The 2,920-nt window shown below is 42.4% G+C and carries 3 protein-coding genes; all 3 read left to right on the forward strand.

From position 1 onward, the window contains the following. Window positions 1-485 precede the first annotated feature (485 nt). The 3 genes from BLS49_RS24385 (at window position 486) to BLS49_RS24395 (ending at window position 2,722) form a co-directional block, all read left to right on the forward strand. Entirely contained in the window at window positions 486-1,250 is a 765-nt protein-coding gene (locus tag BLS49_RS24385) for a class I SAM-dependent methyltransferase (protein ID WP_091236728.1), read from the forward strand. Window positions 1,251-1,276: 26 nt separating this feature from the next. Then, window positions 1,277-2,455 (forward strand): DUF4272 domain-containing protein, encoded by a 1,179-nt coding sequence (locus BLS49_RS24390; RefSeq protein ID WP_091236730.1) that lies wholly within the window; start codon window positions 1,277-1,279, stop codon window positions 2,453-2,455. A gap of 99 nt (window positions 2,456-2,554) precedes the next feature. Further along, on the forward strand, window positions 2,555-2,722 hold the full coding sequence (locus BLS49_RS24395) for a GyrI-like domain-containing protein (RefSeq protein WP_091236732.1): 168 nt from the start codon (window positions 2,555-2,557) through the stop codon (window positions 2,720-2,722). The last annotated feature ends 198 nt before the right edge of the window (window positions 2,723-2,920 follow it).

Raw genomic sequence — 2,920 nt, forward strand, 5'->3', positions numbered from 1 at the left:
ATTCCTCTATTTTGGTGATAAACGCTTGTTTTTGGCATTTTAGGGCAATTTCAGTAAGGATAAAGGAAAATACTTCCTTTATTTTCTTTAAAATCGTCTCATTTTCGAAAATAAAGGAGATTTTTTCCTCTACTGTGTTCGATCTGCAATCCTCTCACTTCTCACGAATAAGCTAGCTGTACTATTTCGCTAAAGCGCAATTTGGAAATTTGGAGCACCATATTTTCATTCTAGGTGGTGACGCTTGGGCGTCATAGTTGTTTTTGCAGTAATTTTCACAGCACAGTTCCACAATTTTTTTGATAATTGATGTGAGGTGTACATATGTTAATGAAACTAAAAACGCTCGTGATCAAATACGGTATCTGCCCGGTGCAGTTGCAATCAACTGATAACCGTATGTACCGGGCTTAGGAAAAGTCGTTATCAGGCAGCTGCACCGCTCTTCATATTTTTGCATCTAAAATAGGAGAGGGGTATTGTAGATGAATTGTAATGAGCTAAGAGCATATTGGAAATTGGAAGAGGAAAAAGGTTTTCAAGGTTGGGATTTTTCATATTTATCTGGGCGTTTTGTGGAGCAGAGTCTACCTTGGGATTATAAAAAAATTGTACAGACAGCCATGAGCAACCTGGATGGGGACGGCGTGATGCTGGATATGGGGACGGGAGGGGGAGAATTTTTACTGTCGCTTTCGCCTCCGGCAGGTAGAACCCATGCAACAGAAGCGTATTTCCCTAACTACGAGCTTTGCAAATCGACGCTACCTGCTCACGGTATAGAAGTTAGTTTAGTGCAAGATGATTGCAGATTACCGTACAAGAGCCAATTTTTTGATCTGGTCATCAATCGTCACGAATCTTTTTCAGTGGAAGAAGTTTACCGGATTCTTAAACCGGGTGGGGTTTTCATTACCCAGCAGGTGGGCGGTATGAATAACCGCGAGCTGTCGCAATTTTTGCTGGGTGACGAAGGTATGGTTACTGACGCAGGGTTTAACTTATCGCAGACGGTTACTGAATTGAACCATGCCGGATTCACCATATTGAAGCAACAGGAGTTTTTTCCAACACTCCAATTTATCGATGTCGGTACACTTGTTTATTTTGCCAAAATCATAGAATGGGAGTTTGCCGGTTTTTCAGTGGACCGTTGCTTTGAACAGCTTTGTTTATTGCAGGAAAGAGTTGAACAGGAAGGTTTTGTCTCAAGCAAGGAGCATCGTTTTTTTGTTTCAGCACGTAAATGATTAACATGACTAAGGAGGAAGTTAATTTGGCGTTTTATACGATATATGCATCTCGTAACGATACTGAGGATATCAACGGGCTTATTCAGGAGGTTTTTCAGGAGGGTTTTAAAATCACTGCGAGCCAAAAGGAGGTAGAAATTCAACCTAAATCATGGTTTAGCAAAAATAAAATTATAATTAAGTGGGATTCAGAGGACACCAATCCTGAATATTTCAAAAACAACATACCTGGAATGATGGGTTTTTATCAGAACCATATTCCTTTTGAGGACGATGACCTGCAGTATCGAGTTATGATGCAAATTTCCGTCTTTAATACCATAGTGGCAATCGAAACTGAAAAGGACTACAACGATGCTTATATGCAGCGGTTTGTTGAACTCCAAGGAAAAATGGATGGTATAGGCTTTATTTCTGACGGAACCCTTATTGATCGGGATGGCAGGGTAATTGTATATCCGAGCGGTAAGTCTGGCCCTGCGGAATTTAGCCCTAGAGCCTGTACAAGAAAAATTAGAGGTGAGGACAAGACTACACCAGAAGGCAAACAAAGGAAGGAACAATCTATTGCATATCTCAAGGACAAGCAGGTGCCTGTTCTTGATACATTGCCTGAACTGCCCCCTTTGGAGGAGATGGGGATCAGATCGCTGGAAGAGATTGCCCGCAGGGCAGTTGCTCTGTTGATAGTCATTCAATATGCCTGTGACATAAATCAAGACAATGATCTGGAACAATCCAAGACATTCGTGCTCGAAATGTTGGACAAATACGGAGTGGCAGATGTTTTGACTGAGTCGGAGCAGGAGCTTCTTGATGAGGAAGAGCCTGAGCATCAGGCTGCTGTTAATCTGGCTTGGCAATATGAAGCCTATTGGGCACTCCTATGGATATTGGGACTGCTGGATACACTCGATTTTCCCGATGGCATTTGTGATTGTGACTTTGCTATCAATACCGTGTCCAACTGCAGCTCATTTGCCGAGTTTGTTGATAAGACGAGCATGCGCTCTGCCGAAGAAATCTTGGATGAAGCGGATAAAATCTACAGAATGCACTGGGCGTGCGTTAACCACAGAATCCAGGGGAAAGAGGCTCCAGCTGGTATAAGTGAAAGTGTTGTGATGGAAAGACGGCGTGGCTTGTTCTGGGCGCTTGGTTACAGGAATGAAGAGTGGGATCACATTAGTATGGATACTTAGAATGCTTTTTTTGTGGATTACGGACAAAACAGAGCACACGCGGACAGGAAGCAACAGTCGGATTTTCTTACACTGAAATAGAAAGGAGAGGATGTAGAAATCGGACAGGAAGTACAAAATATATGGCATCGTATCTATTCTGAATGGTTCCCTTCCGTCAATTTTGAACAGGTCGAAGGAGCTTGCCTGGAAAAATATTATTGGCTAGATGAACGTCAGGTGGACTCAAAATGTGAGGTATGGATTCCAATCAAAGAAAAGCGATGATTGTCAATGTAAAAAAGGGGCTGTCCCAGAAGTAGGTTTAGTGTCAAAACTAGAAATAGCGGTGCAAGGAAGACGCCCCCTGCACCGCTTGATCCTGCCGCACTCTATGACCGTATCTCATGTGTAATAGTGTCATGATGCGGATTTTCTGAAATTCCTGCAAATGTGCAGGTTTTGTTTATGTAAAGTCTCTAAATG

The organism is Fontibacillus panacisegetis, assembly GCF_900102215.1.
In the GTDB taxonomy this organism is placed as follows: Bacteria; Bacillota; Bacilli; order Paenibacillales; family Paenibacillaceae; genus Fontibacillus; species Fontibacillus panacisegetis.